Genomic DNA, 17165 nt, shown 5'->3' on the forward strand with positions numbered 1-17165 from the left:
CCGCAGCTCGCGGCCGGTATGCGCGTTCCCGCCCGGCGGCCCTGCGGAAAACCGCAGGGCCGCGACGGCGCCCGCGAACCATTGGCCTGCCGGCGTAGACACCGCGTGACGGTCAACTGCTGGAGTCGGCCGGGCGTCCCCTTCGGACACGGGTGCTGTTCGAGGGCTCGTCATGACCGAGTTGCGACAGCGAATCGGCGCTTCGGACCGCCCCCGCCGACCGTTCTTGACCCTGCTCCGGTAAAGGGTCGTTCGTGAGAGCCGATTCGTTACGCGTCGAGTGAAGCCAGTGCCCTGCGCGTGACGTCGGCCGGGGCCGCGGCGATGACGTCATTGAGTGCGTCCATGGAGGTCTGAAGGTCGCTGATGGCCTGAGCGATGCGGTCGCGCTCCTGGTGGAGGTCGGCGAGCAGGTCCGAGCAGGTGGGGACGAGTCGGTCGCCGGTGTCCCGCAGGCACGGCAGGACTGTGGTGATCGTCGAGGTGCCCAGGCCCGCGGCCAGCAGGCTGCGGATGCGGCGGACGATGGCGACGTCCTCTTCGACGTATGCGCGGTATCCGCTGGGGCGCCGCTGCGGGTGGAGCAGACCCTGTTCCTCGTAGTAGCGCAGCAGGTGTACGGCCACGCCGGTCCGTCGGGACAGCTCACCGATGCGCACAGGGACCTCCTGATGGTCGCGTGGGCTTTGCCCGTTCGACTTGACTCTCATACCGATATGAGACTTTAGCGTCTGCGGCATGAAGGTGAACCAGGGTTTCGCGACGCTCGCCGCGTTGTGCGCGAGCGTCTTTGTCGTGGGTACTTCGGAGTACCTGATCGCCGGGCTGTTGCCCCAAGTCGGCGCTGATCTCAATGTCTCTGTGGGAACCGCCGGGCAAGCGGTGACCGCGTACGCGCTCGGAGTCGTGATCGGAGGGCCGCTCATGGCCCTGCTGACCTCGCGTCTGCCGCGCAAGGGCCTCGCCATCGGGCTGATGCTGCTGTTCGCGGCGGGCAGCGCGATCAGCGCCGTGGCGCCGTCGTTCGGCCTGCTCCTTGCGGGCCGCGTGGTGTCCTCGCTCAGCCACGCGGCTTTCCTGGCCCTGGCGCTGGTGACGGCCACTCGGGTGGTACCGGCTGAGAAGACGGGCTCGGCCATCGCCACCGTGGCCTCCGGCTTCACCGTGGCCACGCTCCTCGGAGTGCCCCTGGGGGCACTGCTCGGTCAGGGCGCCGGATGGCGGACTCCGTTCGCCGCGCTGACCGTTCTGTCCCTGGTGGGCACCGCGCTCCTGGCCGCCGTACTGCCCCGGCAGGAAGCACCCTCCACGCGACTGCGTGACGAGATACGCGTGGTGACGCGTCGACCGGTCATGCTCGCCATCGCCACCACCGCGGTGGGCTTCTCCGGGGTCGCCACGGTGTTCACCTACATCGCCCCGCTGCTGACCCGCGTCTCCGGCTTCTCCGCCACGGCGGTCTCCGGTCTGCTGCTCGCCTACGGCGCGGGTAGCTTCCTCGGCAACCTCACCGCCGGAAAGCTGACCGACAGGTCGATGAGCGCCACCGTACGCGGGGTCTTCGGCGGGCTGGCCGGAACGCTCCTGCTCGTCCCGTTCGCCGTGGCATGGCAGCCCACCGCCGTGGCAGCAGTCCTGGTACTCGGCCTGCTCGCCACCGCGACCATCGCCCCGCTGCAGGGACTGATCCTGCACCACGCGGGCGCCGCCCCCAATCTGGCGGTCTCCGTCAACGTGGGCGCCTTCAACCTCGGTGCAGCAGCCGGCTCGGTCATCGGCGGCGCGATCGTCGCCGCCGATGCTCTGCGGTGGACCGGCCTGGCGGGAGCGGTACTGAGCCTGATCGGGCTGGCCTTGACCTATCTCGTCCTGCCACGGGCACGGGCGTCGGCGAAGGATGCCGAGCACGAAGCTCCGATCGCCACCTGATTCCCGTTCATTCGCCGCGTAGCCTCCTGATGAGGCATCTTGCGGCCTGGGCCGGCCTCCATGCCCCTCGGGCAAGCCTGTACTTCACTGGTTTGGGCGCGCCTCTGCACATCGTGGGCAAGCCCCGTCCAGAGGGGTGAGGGCCAGTTCGGTGCTGTTCGGGCTCCCCCGGGTCGCCCGCATGGTTGCGCAGGACCTGGCCAGCGCGCCCGGACGGCGCGGGCGACCGCCTCCACCGGGTCGGTGAGGCCGGTGGCAATCGGTGACCGGACCCCTGAGTTCCTCTTTCGGTACCCCTGGGGCCCCCGGACTACTCGTCGATGTTCAGGCGGGCGATGTCCGCGGCGTACGCGGCGGTGCGGACCGCCGCGGTACCCGACACGAACAGGGCGGCACCTCCGATGGCGAAGGGGAGAGAGAGCAGCAGGCCGGCGGTGATCGGGCCCCAGTCGCGCGCGCCGTCGCAGGTGTCGCCTTCGTCGACGAGGTAGGACTCGCGGAGGTATCCGGTCTCGTGGAAGGCGCGGGACTTGCACTCGACAGCACCGCGATGGCCGTCGACGCTGAAGGGGAACACGAGCAAGTACCCGAGCCACAGCCAGATGAGTACGGCCACGACCATCAGGCCACGGCCCCAGCCCTGTTCGCGTAGCCCCCGCACTCGGAACTCCGTGTCGTACGCCTTGGCCGATGAGTTCATAGGAGTGACGTTCATGCAGGTGAATCTAACCGAACGGTTGACCTCGTCTTCGTGACGGCTGTCACCGGTGGTGGCCCCGTGGTGCCGGCGGCTTCCGACAGCGGCTCCCCGGGCACCCAGTCGCGCGTAGGCAGTGACGGCGTCGTCCAGGGTGAGCTCAGATCCGTCGCGCTCCCGCATCCGCCAAGACGGGCGCGGCTGCGGCTGCGGCGGATAGCCGCGTACGGGGCCGGCGAGCGCGGCGTAGAGGTCGATGCGGTCCTGGGCCTGGAGAGGTCTGGGCGCACACGGTCAGCGGCCCGGTGCGTGCCTCCGGCCGGTCCCGGACGGGGGGCGAGCTCGGTAGGGATGCATGCGGATATCCGAGTCCCGCCTGTGCCGCACCCACGCCTGGGGCGGACTACGGGCCGCCGCAGGACATCTCCCGGCACACCGTGCGCCTGGACCGCATCCGCGCGCACTGGGGCGACATGCTGGGGGTGGCCGGTTCCCTGACACTTGGCGAGGTCCGCGGCCACGACCTGATCCGCATGCTCTCCCCCGGCCCCTTGGCGTTCCCGTTGCACACGCGGGCCGCGGCCGCCTGGTTCGCCGGCCGCTACGGCTGACGGCGGCCCGTACCGGGCCCCGTTCGGATGACCGGTCCGTCACTCCTGAGGGTGGAACACGGCGGTCCAGTGGGCGCAGCCCCGGCCCGCCGCGGCCCCGTTCCGACCCGGTGTCGCAGAAAGCTGGGGAGCCCAAGGAACCGACGGACGGAAGTGGTTCGCGCATGCCCCAGTACTCCCCGCGGCGCCGGGCCGGGCGCGCCGGTGCCGCCGGCGCCGCCGCCTTGGCACTCGTACTCGGACTGCCTACGGCGGCCACGGCCGCTCCCGGCGATCTGGACTCCGCCTTCAGCGGCGACGGCAAGGTCGTCACGGATGTGACCGGCTACGAGAACGTCTCGGGCATGGCCGTCCAGCCCGACGGCAAGATCATCACGGTGGGCGACGGCTACTTCGACGAGACCAGCGGCGACTTCGTGCTGGTGCGCCACAACGCGGACGGCAGCCTGGACACGACCTTCGGCGGCGACGGCATCGTCAACACCGACTTCGACTTCAACAACGACGAGGCCAGGGCCCTGGCCCTGCAACCCGACGGCAAGATCATCGCGGTCGGCGGGTCCACCTCGATCGCCGGCTACGGCGACTGGGTGGCCGCCCGCTACAACCCCGACGGTAGCCTCGACCCGACCTTCGGCACCGGCGGCAGGGCGGTCACCGACATCGACCCGGACGCGATCGAGACCGCCATGACCGTGGCCGTGCGGCCCGACGGCCGCATCGTGGCGGCGGGCCAGAGCCTCGCGAGCTGGGTCGTGGTCCGCTGGAACGCCAACGGCTCCCTGGACCCGACCTTCGACGGCGACGGCAAGGCCGTCACCACCTTCCCGGGCGGAACCTTCGCGTCGGCCGCCGACCTGGCCCTCCAGCCCGACGGCCGGGTCGTCGTCGCCGGAGCCGGTCCCGGCGGCGTCACGCTCGCCCGCTACAACACCGACGGCAGCCTCGACCCCACCTTCGACGGCGACGGCCGGGCGGCCCCCGGCTTCGGGGCCAGGGCCCGGGGCGTGGCCCTGCAGTCCGACGGCCGGATCGTCGTCGCGACCGGCGATGACAATGTCTTCGGGCTGGCGCGATTCACCGCCGGAGGCGCCGTGGACCCGACGTTCGGCAGCGCCGGCCGGGTCACCACCAGCTTCGGACCGGACATCGCCGACGCCGCGGACGTCGCCCTGCAGTCCGACGGCCGGATCGTCGTCGCGGGCCGGTACGCGGGCGACTGGGCGCTGGCCCGGTACAACACCAACGGCGCCGCGGACACCTCCTTCGACGGCGACGGCCGGCTGACGACCGACTTCGGCGGTCCCTCCGAGCAGGCCTCCCAAGTGGCCTTGCAGGCCGACGGGAAGATCGTCGCCGGTGGGGTCGTCGGTCAGGCCAACAGCCTCGCCGCCGACCGCGGCGTGGCCCGCTACCTCGGCGGTGGCGGCACCACGCCCCCGCCGCCGTCGGCGGACCTGTCCGTGACCAAGTCCGGTACGGCGACGGTGAGCATCGGCGACCAGGCGACGTACACGGTCCGGGTGACCAACGCGGCCTCCTCCACGGCGACCGCGACGGGCGTCTCCCTGACCGACGCCCTCTCGGGAGCCGGCGGCGCCCTGATCTCGGCCGTGCCCTCCCAGGGCACCTGCTCCACCACCGCGACGGGCGCGACCTGCGCCCTGGGCAGCCTGGCCCCCGGCGCGAGCGCCACGGTCACCGTGACCGCCGAACCGCGCACGACCGGCACCCTGCGGGACACCGCGTCCGTGACGGGCTCCCCGCAGGACCCGAACACCGGCGACAACAGCGCCACCGCCACCACCTCGGTCAACAACGCCCGGGGCTGCACGATCGTCGGCACGTCCGGCACCGACACCCTCACCGGTGGCTACGGCAACGACGTGATCTGCGCGCTCTCCGGCAACGACACCGTGCGTGCGGGCTACGGCAACGACACCGTCCACGGCGGCCCGGGCAACGACAACCTCGACGGCGGCTTCGGTGACGACACCATGAACGGCGACCGCGGCAACGACGTCCTCACCGGCTACTACGGCAACGACCGCCTGACCACCACCGACGGCGTGAGCGCCAACGACACCGCCAACGGCGGATCCGGCGTCGACACCTGCACCACCGACAGCGGCGACACCCGCATCAGCTGCCCCTGACGGACAACCAACCGCACACCCCCACCAGCGCCGGCCGGGCGGAACCCCGGCCGGCGCCGGGGCGCGGCCCCGCCGGGCCTGCGGGCCATGACGGGTCAAGAGGCGAGGACCCACACACCGCAGGACGGCCCCCGAAGTCGCCCCACCCCGACACCCCGGAGTCTCGCGCAGCTCGCGGCCCGGCTGTCCCCGCGCCCCTCCCCCGAGTTCGGTAACGATCGGTCGTGGCCCGGCGGCGGACGGCCTCGGCGCCCTCCGCTTCCACCCGGATGCGGAGCGGTCAGGGCGTTCCGAGCATTCGCGCCCCCTCTCACCACGGGCGGTGGGCAGGTATCAGCCAGTTGGGAAGACCCCGGCTGCACGCCCTGGCAGGTGCGGCCCAGCGTTCGGGCCGGCCGGGGTGGGGAAGCCGGGTACCGCCGATACCTCTCACCCACACCTGCGGACCGTCAACTCCACTCCAGCACGTCTGTCCTGCCCTGCTCGGGGCAGCGCTCAGACCCCGTCGCCCCATCCGAAGGTGATGTTGTACGCGTGCTGGAGTGCGTGCCGGCCATGGTCCCCGTCGGCGTAGGCCCATGCGAGGGCTGCGGCGAACCAGAGCATGAAGATTCCGCCGACAATGCCCGGGGCGACCAGCTTGCCGTACCAGCCGAGGAGGACCACAGCGATGGTCACGATCACCGCGCCGACGTGGGCTCCCCACAGATCGAGTGACGCAGCCTTGCGTGCCGCTCTGCTTTCGGCCCGTTCTGCGGCGAAGCGCTGCTCGCGAACGGACTGCGGTTCGTTCTCGTCGAAATTCATCCGATCCCCCTGGCCCTGACGCTACATGGACCCGGACCGCGTCGGCAGAGGAGCACCGCGGGGACGTGGATCAGGCACTGAGTGCGGTGGCGAGCTGGGCGAGGCGGGCGGTCGGCCGGGCGAAGTGGTCGGCGGGGTTGCGGAAGGAGTGGGCACCGTCGTTGATCGCCTGCCTCTCCGTCACCCCTGGTTGATCCTTTCGCGGCGGGGTAGCCAAGCCACATGGCTCTCGACAACACCTCCATCCCCACCACGACCGGTTATGTACAGCCCGACATCGACGTCCAGGCACTGTCCGCCGTGCTCGACGGCGAGTACGCGGAGATCCGGCGTCTCGTACGGAACAACCTGTGCAGGCACGCCTCCATTCTCGAAGAAGCCGAAGAGCTCGGCCTCGACGCGTTCCGCGAGCGGGTGCGGGAGGTCGTGGTCGAGATGGCCGCGACAGGGCAGACCGGTATGGGTTTCCCGGCCTCCTACGGCGGTGGCGACGACGTCGGTGCCTCGATCGCCGCGTTCGAGACACTGGCCTTCGGCGATCTGTCGGTCCTGGTGAAGGTCGGCGTGCAGTTCGGTCTCTTCGGCGGCGCGATCCTGCACCTCGGCACCCGGCGCCATCACGACGCCCATCTGCCCAGGCTGATCACGGGCGAGCTGATGGGCTGCTTCGCGATGACCGAGACGGGGCACGGCTCCAACGTCCAGGCGCTCGGCACGGTCGCCCGGTACGACGCCGCACGCCAGGAGTTCGTCATCACCACGCCCGGTGACGAGGCGCGCAAGGACTACATCGGCAATGCCGCCCGCCACGCCGAGCTGGCCGTCGTCTTCGCGCAGCTGGAGGTGGCCGGGGAGTCCCACGGCGTGCACGCCTTCGTCGTACCCGTCCGGGTCGGCGGCGAGCCCGCGCCCGGCGTCCTCATCGAGGACGACGGCCGCAAGATGGGGCTCAACGGCGTGGACAACGGCCGGATCCGGTTCGACGACGTGCGGGTGCCGCGCGAGGCGCTCCTCAACAGGTTCGCCGACGTCAGCCCGGAGGGCGTCTACGAGAGCTCGATCGACAACCCCCACCGGCGGTTCTTCACGATGCTCGGCACGCTGGTGCAGGGCCGGGTCAGCGTCGGCGGCGCCGGCATCAGCGTCTCCAAGGTAGCCCTGTCGGTCGCCACCAGGTACGCCGAGCGGCGGCGGCAGTTCTCGGCGGCCTCGGACACCGAGGAACAGGTGTTGCTCGACTACGGACTGCACCAGCGGCGGTTGCTGCCGCTGATCGCCCGGACGTACGCGCTGCACTTCGCCCAGGACGTGGTCCGCTCACAGCTGCACGACGTCTTCTCCGGCATCACGGACGACGCCGAGGAGCGGCGCCGCCTCGAATCCCGCGCCGCGGGGCTGAAGGCACTCGCGACCTGGCACGCCACCCGGGTCGTCCAGGAGTGCCGCGAAGCCTGCGGCGGCGCCGGATACCTCGCGGTCAACCGGTTCGCCGCGCTCAAGGCCGACAGCGACGTCTTCACCACCTTCGAAGGCGACAACCACGTCCTTCTGCAGCTCGTCGCCAAGGGGCTGCTCACCGATCAGGCGAGCGCGTTCGAGGACCTCGACCAGGCGGGCATGGTTCGCTTCGTCACCGGCCTCGCCGTCGAAACGCTCCTGGAGCGGACCTCCGTCCACAAGCTGCTCGAACGCGTACGCGATCTGCTGCCCGGCGGCGACGAATGGGACCGGGAAGCCGGACTGCTCGACTCCGACTACCAGCTCGCCATGGTCCGCTTCCGGGAAGAGCACATGCTGGCCGGCCTGGCCCGCCGGATCAAGAGCGGGACCGACCAGAAGCGCGACCCGGGTGCGGTCTTCTCACAGGTGCAGGACCACGTCGTCGCGCTCGCCCGCGCCCACGTCGAGCGGCTGGTGACGGAGGCGTTCGTGGAGAAGGTACGCGCGATGCCCGAGGGCGACGAGAAGGTCGCACTGGCCTTGCTGTGCGATCTGTTCGCCCTCTCGACGATCGAGGCGGACCGGGCCTGGTTCATGGAGCACGGTCGACTGACCGTGCAGCGCTCGAAGACGATCAGCCGCGAGGTGAACGACCTGTGCCGCAAGGTCCGGCCGCTCGCGCTCGACCTGGTCGACGCCTGGGACATCCCGCCCGAGATGCTGCGCGCGCCCGATCTCCTGGGTTGAGCCCAGCGGGCCCACATCGCTACGGCGGGCCGGCCCGCCGGTTCACCTGCCGCCCAGCACGCGGACGGCCTCCACGATCAGATCCCGGAAGCCGTCCGCGTCGACGGGCCCGTAGCCGCCGGGGCCGTCGCGCAGCCGGATCCGGCAGACGCACCACTGCCGCATCCACCTCACCCCGGGTCAGGCCCGCGCTCGGGTCCGACCAGTCGCACTGCCGCAGTTCCACCCGCCACTCCGGTCGCGCCCGGCGGAACTCGGCGATGGCCTCGGGAACGGCACCCACCGCGCCCGCGTCCAGGAAGCCCAGGCGCAGCACCCGCGCCGCCCGACCGGTTGCTCGTACCGCCTCGTCCCAGTCGTGCAACAGTGCGGGCACCCGCGAGGCGAGCTCACGACCGGCCTCGGTCAGCGTCATCCCCGACCGCGAACGCGTGAAGAGCCGTACTCCGAGACCGTCCTCCAGTCGCCGGATCTGCTTGGTCAGCGCAGGCTGCGAGACGAACAGCCTCTCCGCCGCACCGGTCAGGCTGCCCTCCTCCGCCACCACGGCGAAGTACCGGAGCAGGCGCGTGTCCAGGTCCATGCCACCAGGTTATCGAAGCAGGTCTTGGACGGTGCCGAAGTGCCCGCGGACCCTGGAGACATGACCGGTACCCCGCTCGCGCTCCTCGTCGTCACCCTGCTCACCGCCGCCGCCAACGTCGGTATCGCGGCCGCCGACCTCGCCGGGGCGCGCTGCGTGCTGGCCAACTCGGCGGAGGTGGGAGTCCCCCGGTCCTGGCTGCCCCGGCTGGCCGCTCTCAAGCTGGCCGGTGCGGCGGGCCTCCTCCTCAGCCTCTCCGACGCAGCGCCGCACCTCCTCGGCGCCGCCGCGGCCGGCGGCCTCGTCCTGCTCTACCTGGGCGCGCTCGCCTTCCATCTGCGCGCCCGCGTGCTCCACAACCTCGCGTTTCCCGGCTTCTACTTCGCCACCGCCGTCGCCTCGCTGGCATTGACCGTCTGTTCCTGATGGCGGCACCACTCCATGGGCGGCGGCCTGCCCCGGCTGTCATGGGTGCGTGGCAGGGTGTGTCCTATGGAGTCGTCGAAAGTGGTGCAGTCGCTGTGGGACCGGATCCAGGCGCGGGACTGGGATGGCGTTGCCGGGCTGGTCGCGGAGGATGCCGTCGTCGAGTGGCCGGTCAGCGCCGAACGCATCGTGGGCAGAGAGAACTATGTCGCGGTGAACCGTGAGTATCCGGAGGGCTGGGCGATCCGGGTGCTGCGGATCGTCGCCGACGGTGACGAGGTCGTCTCCGAGGTCGAGGTTCCCCATGAGGGTGTCGGGGTGTTCCGTGCGGCGTCGTTCTGGACCGTCCGTGACGGGCTGATCGTCCGCGGAAGGGAGTACTGGACGGCCCATGGCGCAGACCCGGGCCCGGAGTGGCGGGTTCCTTTCGTCGAGGCCATGTAGACGGGCGGTGACGCGGCGTGGGCCCGGGTGGACGAACGTGTGACGTCGCCACTGCGCAGGCGCGCCCCGCAGCCGTGCCACCGCCGCTCTCGCCCGTGGCGGTTCGGCCGCTCCACCAGGCGCGCCGCTTTCAGCAGCGTGCTCGCGCGGAGGCTGTGGTCAGCCGGCCACGGCCTCGATCAGGGAATACGGGGCGGCGTCCGTGAGCGGGGTGACCGACGTGACGCGCAGGGCCGCCTGGCGGCACACCTCCTCGAAGTCCGCGCGGGTACGTTCCCTGCCGCCGACGTTCACCATCATGTTGAGGTCGCTCAGGTAGGTTCCGTCGTCCTGCGCGCCGACGACCTCGGGAAGTACGGGCTCCACGATCAGCACCACACCACCAGGCGGCAGCGCCCGGCGGCAGTGGCGCAGGATCGTGACCGCCTGGGCGTCCGTCCAGTCGTGCAGGATGCTCTTCACGAGGTACACGTCCGATCCCTGCGGGACCGACTGGAAGAAGTCCCCGGCGACGAGGGAACAGCGGTCCTCCAGCCCGTGCCGCGCCAACGTCTTCGCGGCCTCTGCCAGACCGTCGGCAGTATCGAAGACCACGCCGGAGAGGACCGGGTGTGCTTCGAGGACGGCGGCCAGCAGGGTGCCATTGCCTCCACCGACGTCCGTGACCGAGGCGAACCGGCCGAAGTCGAAGGCTCGTGGCAGGGCGGCGGCGGTCTCCGAGGTGGCCTGGCTCATTGCCGTGTTGAAGTCCGCGGAGAGCTCGGGGTGCCGGGCGAGATGGCTGAAGAAGTCCGTGCCGAAGACGGCATCGAACGCGATCTCTCCCGTACGGACGCTGCTCTCCAGGTGCTCCCAGGCGCGCACGATCGCCGGATCGGTGAACATGCGGACGAACGACGCGAGGGAGTCGGGGTGGCCGGGGCCGAGGAGTGCGCCCGCCGGGGTCACCGAGAACGTGTCGGGGGCGTCTTCGGCGAGCAGGCCGAGGGCGGTCAGGGCACGCAGCAGGCGTGTCATGGGCTGGTGCGCGGCCCCGGCCGCGGCGGCCACGTCGGCAGCTGTGCGCGGTGCGTCGCCGATCAGTTCCACGATCTCCAGGCGGACCGCCGCGCGCAGGGTGTGCGCGGCCATGCTCCCGAACGCGAGCCGGACGACGAGTTCCCGGCCTGCCGCCGTCTGTGCTGCTCGTACCTCGGTGTTCATCACGGGCCTTGGTTCCTTCCTTCGGGTCGACCGATCACCGGTCGGTCCGGATACGGGTGGTCAGGTCTCGGTGGACGTGGTCAGGCCGGCCAGTGCACCGGGCGTGCACCCGGCGAGGGCCTGGACATCGCGGTGAAGATGGGGCTGGTCGACGTATCCGCACGCCGCGGCGACGTCGCCGGCTCTCGCGCCGGCGAGGAGCGCCCGAGCGGCGTGGTCGAAGCGGACCAGCATGGCGGCGCGTTTGGGGGTCAGACCGACCTGGGCGCTGAACCTGGCCCATAGCCGCTTGCGGCTCCATCCGCAGGACGTGGCCAGGTCGCCGATCCGTACTTGCCCGCGGCCGGCCACGATGGCGTCCCAGACGGCGGCGACCTCGGCAGCCATGGGCGGGGCCCCGGCGGCCCTCCGTCTGAGGAATCCGTCCGTGAGCGCGAGGCGTTCCTGCCAGGATGCGGTGTCGGCCAACTGCTCGCGCAGCAGCCGGGCGTGCCGCCTCCAGAGGTCCTCGAGTCCGGTGATGGAGCCGTCCAGTTCGAGCGGGGAAACGCCCAGCAGGGCGTAGGCGGCCCTGGGTGACAATGCCACCTCGACGCATTCGACGCCCTCGCCGCGAATACGGGCCGGACCCGGTGAGAGGGAGGCGACGAGACCGCTCAGCGGCCGGTTCCCGGAGTCGCTCTCCACCGTGACCGGGCCTGCTCCGAGCCCGATGACGACGATGACGGCGGGCTGCGGCAGGACCCGCATGTCCAACCCGCTGCCCGTACGGTCCCGGAACCCGGCCATCCGTACGCCGTCGAGTGAGGTTCCCCCCAGGGGGCGGGCGACCTCCCAGCGGTTGTGAGCGGCGGTGCGCTCCGGGGGCGTGTCCCCCACGTCGTCTCTGGACATGCCTCCAGGCTCGCTGAAGGCGCGGGCCCTTGTCTTGGACAAAAATTCCGCGCCGTTCCGCGGTCCTGCCGTGCAGGGGGCGGATCGGGACCGGCGGGAGGCGAGTTCGAACCAGGCACCCCGGATCCGGTCCTCGGCCAGGGGTCACTCCCAGGGGCCGGTGCAGTGGGGCGTGTACGGGCCGAAGCAGTCGCCCTTGCGCGGCTGCGCCCGGAGCACCGTGCAGGTGCTCCGGACGCAGCCGGCGGGTCAGGCGTGCTCGGGGGCCATGGCGCCGATCATCTCCGCCAGCACGGTCCGCCGCTCCTCCCCCGGGCGGGGGCGGAGCGGACGGGCCAGGCGTGCGCTGTCGTAGTGCCAGCGGTGATCGAGGTCCTGGGCCACCGCTTCGGTGGCGCGGGACTGCGCCCCGGTGCCGAGCAGTTCCGTGAGGTCCTGCGCCAGATCCTGCCAGGACACGTGGCCGCTGCACGCGTTGGCGACCCCGTGCACGGGCCGGTCCAGGCATGCGACCACCGCACGGGCCAGGGCGGCCGCGTGCACCCAGGCGGCTCCGTACCAGTCGTGGCCGTCCGTGCCGGGACGCGGCAGGTCGATCGGGTGGCCCTGGCGGGCGGCCTGGTAGAGCGTGCCGATGGCACCCCAGCGCAGCTGTTCGCGCAGCCGGTCGTGCGCGCCCCAGACGATCGGTGAGCGTACGGCGCTCGCGCCACCGCGCCCCTCGGTGCCCGCGGCACGCAGCAGCATGGCCTCGCAGTCGAGCTTCGTCCTCCCGTACGGGCTCACGGGCTCGTGGGACGGTGCCTCCTCGGCGACCCGGTCCGTGGCGGGATGACCGTAGGCGTCGACGCTGCTGACGAAGACGAAGGGGCCGCGCCGCCAGGCGTCGACCATCGTCTCCATCGCCGCCCTGTCGATGTCGTGCCGGGTGAAGGTGCAGGCGGCGTGGACGACCGCGTCCGCCTGCGCCACGGCGTCCCGCAGTCCGGCCAGGTCGGAGAGGTCGCCCTCGATGACGTCGACGCCCTCGGTGGCGATCAGATGGGCGGACTCGGGCCGGGCCAGCGCGAGCACGGGGCGCCCCTGCGCGACGAGTTCGCGTACGACGAACGCGCCCACGCCACCGGTCGCGCCGGTGACCAGCACCGTTCCCGGGCGGACGGCGCGGGAGCGCGGAGCCGGCCTGCTCGCGGTCTTCGCGGCGCTCTGCTGCGCCGCCCGTTCGTCGAGGAGTGCGGTCAGGGCCCGCGGTGTGCGGGCCTGGAGCACGTCGAGACCGGTGAGCGGCAGTCCGAGGTCCGTACGCAGCCGCTCGGCGAGCTGAACGGCCTTCAGTGAATGGCCGCCGAGGGCGAAGAAGTCGTCGTCCGGCGACGGCGCGAGGCCGAGGACCTCGGTGAAGCCCTCCGTGACGGCTTCGGCCGTGGGGCCGCAGGGGGTGCCCGGCGCGGACGCCTCGGGCAGTCCGGGGAGCCGGGTGTGATCGAGCGGGCCGGCGGTCGTGCGGGGCAGCGCGTCGAGGAGCGTGACCGTGGCGGGCACGGCCTCGGGTGCGAGCGAGCGGCGCAGGAGACCCAGCAGTTCGTGGCCGGAGGTGCCGACGCTGTCGTGGAGGACGGCGTAGGCCAGGGGCGGTCCCTGATCGGGCTGGACCACGGTGGCGTCGGCGACGCCCGGGTGGGCACGCAGGGCTTGCGCGGCGGGGTGGCGGTCGCCTTCCGGCGTGTCCTGCCGGGCGTCTGCCGGAACCGCTCCGTCCCCGGCGCCTTCCGCTTCGGTGCCTTGCCGCTGGTCTTCCGGTACGGCACCCTCACCCTCCGCAGCGGCGCCGTCCGCGCCGGCCCGTGCACCGGAGGCGCTGTCGTCCGGGTCGGGAAGAGGGAGCGTGCTCAGGGCGCGTTCCGGGTCGGCCGCGACCGCGTGGAGCAGGGCCGCGTAGTCCCGCAGGGCCGCCTCCGCCACGGTGTCGTCCAGCGCGTTCGGGTCGTACTGGACCAGTGCCCGGGGCCGTACGGCCCCGTCGCCGGGTGCCAGGCCGTAGGACAGGGTGAACTTCGCGCCGTCGGAGGGTACGTCGACGTACTCGGCCGACGTACCGGGCAGCCGCAGGACGGTCGGCTCGCCGAGGACGTCGGAGGTGACGCGGACCAGCGCGGTGCCGTCCGCGCCGCGGGCTCCGGCGCCGAGGCGTTCGAGGACCAGGTCGAAGGGGATGTGCCGATGGCGCTGGGCTTCGAGGAGCGCGTCGCTCACGCGCCGCAGCAGCTGGGCGAAGGTCGGGTCGCCGGAGGCGTCGACCCGTACGGGCAGGGTGTTGACGCACAGGCCGACCAGGCCACGCATGGCGGTTCCGCTGCGGTGGGTGCCCGCCACGCCGATGACGAGGTCGTCGTCGCCGGTGAGGCGGTGCAGTGCGGCGAAGGCCGCGGTGAGCGACACCGCGAAGAGGGTGGCCCGCCGCTGTGCGCCCAGCGCCCGCAGGGCGTCGGGCACGGCGGGCTCCAGCGGCACGCTGCGCGCGGCTCCGGGACGTACGGATGCCTGCGGCGCCGCCGCGGGCCGGGGCAGGCGCGGCGGGACGGCGTCGGCCAGCAGGTCGCTCCAGCGGTCCAGTTCCGCCGCGAAGCCGGGCAGGTCCTCGTGCTCGCGGCGCGCGTGGTCGGCGTACTGCGGCGGTACGGGCAGGGCGGTGCGGCCGTTCCCGTCGGTGGCTTCCGCGTAGAGGACGGCGAGTTCGTCGGCCACGGTCTCCAGTGAGGCCCCGTCCACGGCGATGTGGTGGAACGTCAGCAGCAGGGTGTGGTCCTGCGGGCCGTGGCGTAGGACCAGCGCCCGTACGGCGTCGCCCGCGGCGAGGTCGAACGGCCGGGCCGTCTCGCGCCGCAGCAGCCCCGGGGCGTTCGCCGGGTCGGTGTCGACGACGTGTACGGGGATCGTCCGTGGCGTCGGGAGGACCTCCTGGTGGGGCTCGCCGGCGCGCTCCGTGTAGCGGGTGCGCAGGATGGCGTGCCGGGCCACCAGCCGGGTGAGGGCGGTGGCGAGGGCGGCCACGTCGAACGGGCCGCGCACCCGGGTGGCGAACGGTACGTGGTACGAGTCGCCGGCTCCGCCGAGCCGTTCCATCAGCCACATGCGCCGCTGGGCGCGGGACAGGGGGACGACGCCCGCGGCCGGCCGGGCGGTGGTTCCGGATTCGGCGGTGTCCTGCGGTGCGCGACCGTCGTCGACGGCGTCCGCGGCGGCGGTGGGCCCGTCCGTCGTCCGCCGGCTTTTCCCGGCGCGGGCCCTGCGCAGCAGCTCCTGCTGGAGCTGGTCCTTGCGGTTGCGGGCCGCGGAGTCGGTGTCAGTGGACATCGCTGTGCTCCGGGGTCTCGGGGTGGAGGTCTTCGTGCGCGGCCAGCAGGACGCGTTCGACCAGTGCGGCCTGCGCGGCGACGGTCGGGGCGGCGAAGAAGTCGGCGAGGGAGAGTTCCACTCCGAGCTCCTCGCGGAGGTCGTCGGTGACGGCGAGGGCGAGGAGGGAGTGGCCGCCGATGAGGAGGAACTCGTCGTCGGCTCGGGTGACCTCGATGCCCAGTGCCTGGCTCCACACCTCGGCGACGGCCTGTTCCAGTGGTGTCATCCGGGCCGCCGGCACGTCGGCGGGCCGGCTCTCGGTGGCGTGCGCGCGTCCGGAGAGGGCACGCCGGTCGACCTTGCCGGCCGGGGTGAGGGGCAGCCGCTCCAGCACGGTGACCGTGTCGGGGACGAGATGGCCCGGCAGGACGGCGGTGAGCCGCTCGCGCAGCGCCGTGCCGTGCGGGACGGGGCCGGGCGCGGCGACGACGAACGCGACGAGGCGCGCCTCGGGGGTGCCGGCGCCGTCGACGGTGACGGCGGCGTCGTCCACGTCCGGCTGCTCGCGGAGGGCGTGTTCGACCTCGGCCGGTTCGATGCGGAAGCCGCGCACCTTGACCTGGTCGTCGTTGCGGCCGTGGAACTGGAGGATGCCGTCGGTCCGGAGGGAGACGATGTCGCCCGTACGGTAGAGCCGCCCCGTGGCGGCCCGCTCGACGAACCGCTCGGCGGTGAGTTCGGGCAGGCCCGTGTATCCGTGGGCGAGCCGGCTGCCGCCGATCCACAGTTCGCCCCGGTCGCCGTCGTCCACCGGGTGACCATCGGGGTCCAGGACGTGCGCCGTGGCCCCGGCCATGGGTCGGCCGATCGGGACGGGCCCCTCGCAGTCCCGTGCGGTGACCCGGTGGGCGGTCGCGAAGGTGGTCGTCTCGGTGGGCCCGTAGCCGTTGACGAGTTCCAGCCAGGGAAAGGCGGTGAGCACCTCGCGGGCCTGTGCGGCGGCCATCGCCTCGCCGCCCACGACGACCGAACGGAGCTGGGCGAAGACGCGGGAGCGGCGGGCGGCGAGCTGGTGGAAGAGGGCCGTGGTGAAGAACGCCACGGTCACGCCGTGCCGCTCCACGTGCTGGGCCAGGTCCTCCAGGGAGGGCCGCTGCTCGGTGCATACGACGACGGCCGCGCCGTTGGCGAGCGCGACCCAGACTTCGAACGTCGAGGCGTCGAAGGTCATCGGGGAGTGGAACAGGACGCGGTCGCGGCCGGAGACGGTGACGTAGTCCGGTGCGGTGACCAGCTCGGCGATGGCCCCGTGCGGCACGAGGACGCCCTTGGGGCGACCGGTGGAGCCGGAGGTGAACATGATGAAGGCCGGGCTGTCGGGGTCGGACGCGTCGAGCGGCCGACCGGTCGTCAGCGGAGCCTCGGGCAGGGCGAGGACGGGGCCGGGCAGGGTGGCCGCGTCCAGCAGCTTCGCGTCGCCGACGGTGAGCGTCACCTCCGCGTCGGCGATCATCGCCTCGGTGCGCGGGCGGGGTTGGGCGGGATCGAGCGGCACGCATACGGCACCGGCCAGCCACAGGCCGAGCTGCGCGACGATGGTGCGGGAGGACCGCGCCGTCAGGAGCGCCACCCGGTCGCCGCGCTCGACCCCGTGCTCGCGCAGGTACGCCGCGAGGGCGCGGCCGGCCCCGAGCAGACGGCCGTAGGTGAGGGTGGTGTCGCCGTCGACGACGGCGAGGGCGTCGGGGGTGCGTTCGGCGTGCCGCGCGACGAGTGCGGGCAGGGCGGTGGCCGGCGCCGTCGGCCGGACGGGCGCGGCGGTGGCCGCGTCCGGCGGCGGTACGGGGGTGCCGTGCGCCGGGTCGGCGGGCAGCGGGGTGACGGTGGTCATG

The 17165-nt window shown here is 72.5% G+C and carries 13 protein-coding genes and 1 pseudogene; 6 read left to right on the top strand and 8 right to left on the bottom strand.

Annotated features, from left to right (window positions below; genetic code table 11):
* Positions 1–269: 269 nt before the first annotated feature.
* Positions 270–659, bottom strand: coding sequence for a MerR family transcriptional regulator (locus ACWG52_RS00275; protein WP_389803152.1), 390 nt, complete (start codon positions 657–659; stop codon positions 270–272).
* A gap of 79 nt (positions 660–738) precedes the next feature.
* Between ACWG52_RS00275 and ACWG52_RS00280 the strand changes: the two genes are divergently transcribed.
* A complete protein-coding gene (locus ACWG52_RS00280; protein ID WP_390139165.1) occupies positions 739–1929 on the top strand; it encodes an MFS transporter in 1191 nt (396 codons plus the stop codon).
* Positions 1930–2239: 310 nt separating this feature from the next.
* Here ACWG52_RS00280 and ACWG52_RS00285 read toward each other — a convergent pair whose 3' ends face one another.
* Positions 2240–2644 (bottom strand): hypothetical protein, encoded by a 405-nt coding sequence (locus ACWG52_RS00285; RefSeq protein ID WP_390139163.1) that lies wholly within the window; start codon positions 2642–2644, stop codon positions 2240–2242.
* A gap of 287 nt (positions 2645–2931) precedes the next feature.
* Here ACWG52_RS00285 and ACWG52_RS00290 point away from each other — a divergent pair, with 287 nt between their 5' ends.
* Positions 2932–3237, top strand: a complete 306-nt coding sequence (locus ACWG52_RS00290) for a Tn3 family transposase (RefSeq protein WP_453127400.1) — start codon at positions 2932–2934, stop codon at positions 3235–3237.
* Positions 3238–3401: 164 nt separating this feature from the next.
* A complete protein-coding gene (locus ACWG52_RS00295; protein ID WP_390139159.1) occupies positions 3402–5393 on the top strand; it encodes a calcium-binding protein in 1992 nt (663 codons plus the stop codon).
* Between the two features lie 495 nt (positions 5394–5888).
* Here ACWG52_RS00295 and ACWG52_RS00300 read toward each other — a convergent pair whose 3' ends face one another.
* Positions 5889–6200: a hypothetical protein gene (locus tag ACWG52_RS00300; RefSeq protein WP_390166078.1), complete on the bottom strand. Its 312-nt coding sequence runs from the start codon at positions 6198–6200 to the stop codon at positions 5889–5891.
* 222 nt (positions 6201–6422) lie between these two features.
* Between ACWG52_RS00300 and ACWG52_RS00305 the strand changes: the two genes are divergently transcribed.
* Positions 6423–8387 carry an acyl-CoA dehydrogenase family protein gene (locus ACWG52_RS00305; RefSeq protein ID WP_390139154.1) on the top strand — a complete coding sequence of 655 codons (1965 nt, stop codon included), beginning with the start codon at positions 6423–6425 and terminating at the stop codon, positions 8385–8387.
* A gap of 112 nt (positions 8388–8499) precedes the next feature.
* Here the strand turns inward: ACWG52_RS00305 and ACWG52_RS00310 are convergent.
* Positions 8500–8970, bottom strand: a pseudogene (locus tag ACWG52_RS00310) (LysR family transcriptional regulator); the annotation flags it as partial.
* 60 nt (positions 8971–9030) lie between these two features.
* Here ACWG52_RS00310 and ACWG52_RS00315 point away from each other — a divergent pair.
* A complete protein-coding gene (locus tag ACWG52_RS00315; RefSeq protein ID WP_389803128.1) occupies positions 9031–9396 on the top strand; it encodes a DoxX family protein in 366 nt (121 codons plus the stop codon).
* Positions 9397–9462: 66 nt separating this feature from the next.
* Positions 9463–9840: a nuclear transport factor 2 family protein gene (locus tag ACWG52_RS00320; RefSeq protein ID WP_389803125.1), complete on the top strand. Its 378-nt coding sequence runs from the start codon at positions 9463–9465 to the stop codon at positions 9838–9840.
* A gap of 159 nt (positions 9841–9999) precedes the next feature.
* Here ACWG52_RS00320 and ACWG52_RS00325 read toward each other — a convergent pair whose 3' ends face one another.
* From ACWG52_RS00325 to ACWG52_RS00340, 4 genes are all read right to left on the bottom strand, one after another.
* Positions 10000–11043 (bottom strand): methyltransferase, encoded by a 1044-nt coding sequence (locus ACWG52_RS00325; RefSeq protein ID WP_389803347.1) that lies wholly within the window; start codon positions 11041–11043, stop codon positions 10000–10002.
* 60 nt (positions 11044–11103) lie between these two features.
* The gene (locus tag ACWG52_RS00330; RefSeq protein WP_453127404.1) at positions 11104–11937 is read right to left on the bottom strand and encodes a helix-turn-helix domain-containing protein; all 834 of its coding nucleotides are present in this window, start codon (positions 11935–11937) and stop codon (positions 11104–11106) included.
* Positions 11938–12186: 249 nt separating this feature from the next.
* A complete protein-coding gene (locus ACWG52_RS00335) occupies positions 12187–15291 on the bottom strand; it encodes a condensation domain-containing protein (RefSeq protein ID WP_453127406.1) in 3105 nt (1034 codons plus the stop codon).
* Positions 15281–17164 carry an amino acid adenylation domain-containing protein gene (locus ACWG52_RS00340; protein ID WP_453127408.1) on the bottom strand — a complete coding sequence of 628 codons (1884 nt, stop codon included), beginning with the start codon at positions 17162–17164 and terminating at the stop codon, positions 15281–15283. Before ACWG52_RS00340 ends, ACWG52_RS00335 begins: the two co-directional genes overlap by 11 nt.
* Position 17165 lies beyond the last annotated feature (1 nt).

It is taken from the genome of Streptomyces sp. CLCI03 (assembly GCF_053615355.1).

What these genes read in the sequence shown, in the direction of transcription:
- ACWG52_RS00285 (WP_390139163.1), bottom strand. Translation starts at nt 2,644, where the DNA reads ATGAACGTCACTCCTATGAACTCATCGGCCAAGGCGTACGACACGGAG.
- ACWG52_RS00335 (WP_453127406.1), bottom strand. Translation starts at nt 15,291, where the DNA reads ATGTCCACTGACACCGACTCCGCGGCCCGCAACCGCAAGGACCAGCTC.
- ACWG52_RS00315 (WP_389803128.1), top strand. Translation starts at nt 9,031, where the DNA reads ATGACCGGTACCCCGCTCGCGCTCCTCGTCGTCACCCTGCTCACCGCC.
- ACWG52_RS00280 (WP_390139165.1), top strand. Translation starts at nt 739, where the DNA reads ATGAAGGTGAACCAGGGTTTCGCGACGCTCGCCGCGTTGTGCGCGAGC.
- ACWG52_RS00305 (WP_390139154.1), top strand. Translation starts at nt 6,423, where the DNA reads ATGGCTCTCGACAACACCTCCATCCCCACCACGACCGGTTATGTACAG.
- ACWG52_RS00300 (WP_390166078.1), bottom strand. Translation starts at nt 6,200, where the DNA reads ATGAATTTCGACGAGAACGAACCGCAGTCCGTTCGCGAGCAGCGCTTC.
- ACWG52_RS00330 (WP_453127404.1), bottom strand. Translation starts at nt 11,937, where the DNA reads ATGTCCAGAGACGACGTGGGGGACACGCCCCCGGAGCGCACCGCCGCT.
- ACWG52_RS00325 (WP_389803347.1), bottom strand. Translation starts at nt 11,043, where the DNA reads ATGAACACCGAGGTACGAGCAGCACAGACGGCGGCAGGCCGGGAACTC.
- ACWG52_RS00340 (WP_453127408.1), bottom strand. Translation starts at nt 17,164, where the DNA reads ATGACCACCGTCACCCCGCTGCCCGCCGACCCGGCGCACGGCACCCCC.
- ACWG52_RS00320 (WP_389803125.1), top strand. Translation starts at nt 9,463, where the DNA reads ATGGAGTCGTCGAAAGTGGTGCAGTCGCTGTGGGACCGGATCCAGGCG.
- ACWG52_RS00295 (WP_390139159.1), top strand. Translation starts at nt 3,402, where the DNA reads ATGCCCCAGTACTCCCCGCGGCGCCGGGCCGGGCGCGCCGGTGCCGCC.